This is a genomic window from Sutterella sp., assembly GCF_052272535.1.
Taxonomy (GTDB): Bacteria; Pseudomonadota; Gammaproteobacteria; order Burkholderiales; family Burkholderiaceae_F; genus Sutterella.
Map to the genome: position 1 here is coordinate 1 of NZ_DAVZJY010000193.1, position 4,421 is coordinate 4,421.

A 4,421-nucleotide genomic window follows, 5' to 3' on the forward strand; every position below is an offset into this window, starting at 1 on the left:
CGATGATAGTTGGTTGTATTTCCAGTGAAAGTAGGTCATCGCCAGGCTCCCTACATAGAAGGCCCCTGTTGATTCGCTCAGCAGGGGCCTTTGCTTGTCTGCGCTTCCGGTACTGCAGGTACAATCATCTGCTTCACACCCGGGCCTTCGCCCGGGGTCCGGATTCCTCGTCTTCTGAAGCATGATCTTCAAGCGTTCACTGATCTCCGAGCTCGCCAACGTCGCGGGCGGGGTCTTCACCGTGCTCTTCACGATCGTCCTCGCCGTCGCCATGGTGAACTTCCTCAACATGGCCGCTGGCGGCAGCGTGGACCACTCGGCCGTCTTCCAGCTCGTGCTCTACAACGCGCTCGTGAACATGCCGCCGCTGCTCGCCGCCTCGCTCTTCATCGCCGTGATGATGACGATGATGCGCTCCTGGCAGGACAACGAGATGGTGGTGTGGTTCTCCTCGGGCGGGCGGTCCCTGCTTTCCTGGATCGGTCCGGTGCTGCGCTTCGCGCTTCCCGTTTGCATCTTCATCGCGCTGCTCTCGATCGTGGTCGCCCCCTGGGCGCGCGCCGAGACGCAGAAGCTCCGGACGGCCTTCGTGCAGCGCGACGACGTGAACGCCATCTCTCCGGGGCGCTTCATTGAGGCGCAGGGCGGCCGGCGCGTCTTCTTCATCGAGTCCGCGGGCGACACGCCGAGCTCCGTGAGCCGCATTTTCGTCGCCGAATCGGGCCGCACCCAGGACTCCGTCGTCACCGCCGAGCGCGGCACGGTCGAGGTGAACGCCGACGGCGACCGCTACGTCATCCTCAAGGACGGCGCGCGCTATGAGACCGACAGGGCGACCTCTGCGACGCGCGTCGTCGAGTTCGACGACTACGGCGTACGCCTCGACATCAAGGTGGACGACGTCTTCCGCTCGACCAAGGCGAATTCGCAGCCCCTCTCGGTCCTTCTCGCGATGCCCACGCCGGGCAACCAGGCCGAGCTCCTCTGGCGCCTCACCTGGCCCATTGCGGCCCTCAACCTCGTGCTCCTCGCGATACCGCTCTCGTGCACCTCGCCGCGTGCGGGCAGAAGCCTCAACCTGCTGATGGCCGCGCTCATCTTCATCCTCTACCTCAACGGACTCTCGATCGCCGAGAGCTGGGTGTCGCAGGAGAAGATTTCGATGATTGCGGCGCTCCTTCTTCTCAACGGCTCGGTCCTCCTCGTGGCGGTGCTGCTCTTCGTGCGCCGCGTCTGGCTCACGCGGTGGACGCCCAAGTGGATGACCCTCTGGTACTGGCGCGGCCGGCGCCTCTCGGGAGGTTCGCGATGAAGGTCATTGCCCGTCAGTTCACCAAGGACATCCTCTTATCGACGCTCTTCGTGCTGATCGTGCTCATCGCGCTCTTCGCGTTCTTCGGCCTGATCGGTCAGATGGACGAGGTGGGCCGCAATGAATACGACCTCGCGACGGCCTTTCTGCTCACGGGACTCACGCTCCCGCAGCGCGCCTACGAGCTCTCGCCTCTGGCGGTGCTCCTCGCCGCGGTCTACACGATGTCGCGTTGGGCGTCCACGTCGGAATTCACGGTGCTGCGCGCCGCGGGCATGTCGCCGGTCAGGCTCGCCGCCATGCTCGTCGTCCCCGGGCTCGTGCTCCTCGTCTCGACCTACGTCCTCGGCGAGGTGGCCGCGCCCTGGGCGATGCGCTACTCGACCGAGGTGCGCTCGGCGAACGACCCCACGCTCACCGCGCGGGGCTACAACTCGGGCGCATGGGTGCGCGACCTCACGAAGACTCCCGACGGGACAGAAGTGGACCGCTTCATCAACATCTCCTCCATCTCCGCGGCCAATCGCCTCGAGACGGGCGCCTGGCGCGTCTTCGAATTCAACGACGCGGGCAAGCTCTCGCGCATCGTGCGCGCCGAGTCGGGCGTCTTCACGCCCGGGAAGGGCTGGACGCTCAGGAACGCCGTCGAGACGATCTACCCGAAGCTCGACCGCGACAAGGAGAATCCGCAGCAGGCGCCCCTCGTGCGGCGCACCGCGGCTGAACTCCCCCTCGCTTCGACGGTGACCCCCGAGATTCTCGGCGTGATGATGACCAAGCCCGAGCGCATGGCGATGCTCGACCTCTCGAGCTACATCGCGCATCTCGATCGGGTGAACCAGGTCTCCGACCACTACCGCTCCGTCTTCTGGTCGAAGGCCTTCTATCCGGTGGGCGTGCTCGTGATGCTTGCGATCTCGATGCCCTTCGGCTACCTGAACGCCCGCTCGGGCGGCGTCGCGATCAAGATCTTCCTCGGCGTGCTGATCGGCATCGCCTTCTATGCGCTCAACAACCTCTTCTCCTACCTTTCGGCCGCCGCGAGTGCGCCGCCCGCACTGATGGCGGCCGTGCCGAGCGTCTTCATGCTCGGCGCCTCCGCGCTCGCGCTCTGGTGGGTCGAGCGGCGCTAGGGGCGCCTCCCTCCTGAAAAAACAAACGCCGTCCCGTTGCCGGGGCGGCGTTTGTTTTTTCCCTTTTGCGCTCAGCGCCCGCGCTTCGCGCGGGCGGACTTGTGCGCGGCGAGGAAGCTCTTGAGCGCCCGACCGGTCGCCGTTTTGCGGCGCGCCACGTCCGCGGGAACGCCCTCGGCGACGACGCGCCCGCCGCTCGAGCCGCCTTCGGGGCCGAGATCGATCACCCAGTCCGCGTCGGCGACGACGTCGAGGTTGTGCTCGATCACGACGACCGTGCTCCCGGCGTCCACGAGCCGCGAGAGCACGCCCGTGAGCTTCGCGACGTCGGCCATGTGCAGCCCCACGGTCGGCTCGTCGAGCACGTAGAGCGTGTGCGGCGCGCGCGCTGAGAAGGCGCCGTCGGTGCGGACCTTGGCGAGCTCGGTGACGAGCTTGATGCGCTGCGCCTCGCCCCCGGAAAGCGTGGGCGAGGGCTGCCCGAGCGTGAGGTACCCGAGCCCGACGTCCTGCATGAGCTTGAGCGGGTGCGCAATCGCAGGCATGGCGGCGAAGAACTCCACCGCCTCGTCCACCTCCATCTCGAGCACGTCTCCGATCGAACGGTCTTTCCACCTGACGTCGAGCGTCTCGGCGTTGAAGCGCTTGCCCGCGCACGCCTCGCAGAGCACCTTCACGTCGGGGAGGAAGTTCATCTCCACCGTGCGCAGTCCCTGGCCCGCGCAGACGGGACAAGCGCCCTCGGTCTTGTTGAAGGTGAAGCGACCCGGACCGTAGCCGCGTTCCTTCGCCTCATTGGTCGAGGCGAAGAGGTCGCGGATCGCCGTCATCACGCCGACGTACGTGGCCGGACACGAGCGCGGATTCTTGCCGATCGGCGTTTGGTCCACCTCGAGCACGCGTCCGACGGCTTCGGCTCCCTCGATGGCGGCGAGACCGACGGGCGGGAGCGCCGGGTCCTCGAGGCGGCGGCGGAGGTTCTCAAAGAGCACTTCGCGGCAGAGCGTGGACTTCCCGGATCCCGAGACGCCCGTCACCACCGTGAGGCGTCCGAGCGGAACCGCGAGCTCCGGGATCGAGAGGTTGCGCGCCGAGACGTCCCTGAGCACGAGCCTGCGGCTCTCGGGATCGGGGGCGCGCACGGGCACGCCCGTGTGGGGGAGCGGGTGGGCGAGCATGCGGCCGGTGGGGGAGTCGGGGACCGCAGCCACGTCCTCGACCGTCCCTTCGGCCATGAGCCGTCCGCCGCGCGCGCCCGCGCCCGGACCAATGTCGATCACGTGGTCGGCGCTGCGGATCGTCTCCTCGTCGTGCTCGACGACGAGGAGCGTGTTGCCCTTCCTCGTGAGTGAGGCGATGGCGCGCAGGAGCATCGCGTTGTCGCGCGGGTGCAGTCCGATCGTCGGTTCGTCGAGCACGTAGCACACGCCCCGCAGGTTCGTGCCGAGCTGGCTCGCGAGGTGGATGCGCTGCGTTTCGCCCCCGGAGAGCGTCGGGGCGCTGCGCCCGAGCGTGAGGTAGTCGAGCCCCACCTCGGCGAGGAACGCGAGGCGCGAGCGGATTTCGGCGAGCGCGTCGCGCGCGATCGCGGCGCTGCGGGGGTCGAGCTTGAGGCCGTCCAACCACTTCGCCGCCTCGACCGCGGTCATCGCGCAGACCTCCTGGATCGCGCGGCCCTGCCAGAGGACAGCGCGGGCGACGGCGTTGAGGCGCGCGCCGCCGCAGTCGGGGCAGACCACTTCAGGTTCGTCCGCAGAGGCCGAGAACTCCTCGGCCATCGCTTCGCCCTTCTTCACGGCGCGGCGGATCGCCTGCGTGAGCACGCCGTAGCCCGAGCAGGTCGGGCAGGCGCCCATTTCGGAGTTGTAGGAGAAGAGCCGCGGGTCGAGCTCCGGGAGGCTTCTGCCGCATACGGGGCAGGCGCGCTCGAGCGAATAAAGTTCGCCCGCCTCGAGGGCGCGCAGCCCCGGGGCGAC

At 67.9% G+C, this 4,421-nt stretch carries 2 protein-coding genes and 1 pseudogene; 2 read left to right on the plus strand and 1 reads right to left on the minus strand.

Annotated elements, in window-relative coordinates; all coding sequences use genetic code 11:
- Positions 1-181: 181 nt before the first annotated feature.
- Together lptF and lptG are read left to right on the plus strand one after the other, a co-directional pair.
- Complete coding sequence (gene lptF / locus ACT6Y9_RS08895; RefSeq protein ID WP_295480819.1) at positions 182-1,312, plus strand: LPS export ABC transporter permease LptF; 1,131 nt, start codon at positions 182-184, stop codon at positions 1,310-1,312.
- The gene (gene lptG, locus ACT6Y9_RS08900) at positions 1,309-2,445 is read left to right on the plus strand and encodes an LPS export ABC transporter permease LptG (protein ID WP_443744274.1); all 1,137 of its coding nucleotides are present in this window, start codon (positions 1,309-1,311) and stop codon (positions 2,443-2,445) included. Before lptF ends, lptG begins: the two co-directional genes overlap by 4 nt.
- Before the next feature lie 71 nt (positions 2,446-2,516).
- Here the strand turns inward: lptG and ACT6Y9_RS08905 are convergent.
- Positions 2,517-4,421 (minus strand): annotated as a pseudogene (locus ACT6Y9_RS08905) (excinuclease ABC subunit UvrA); the annotation flags it as partial.

Coding starts and splice junctions, on each gene's coding strand:
- lptF (WP_295480819.1), top strand. CDS start 182: ATGATCTTCAAGCGTTCACTGATCTCCGAGCTCGCCAACGTCGCGGGC.
- lptG (WP_443744274.1), top strand. CDS start 1,309: ATGAAGGTCATTGCCCGTCAGTTCACCAAGGACATCCTCTTATCGACG.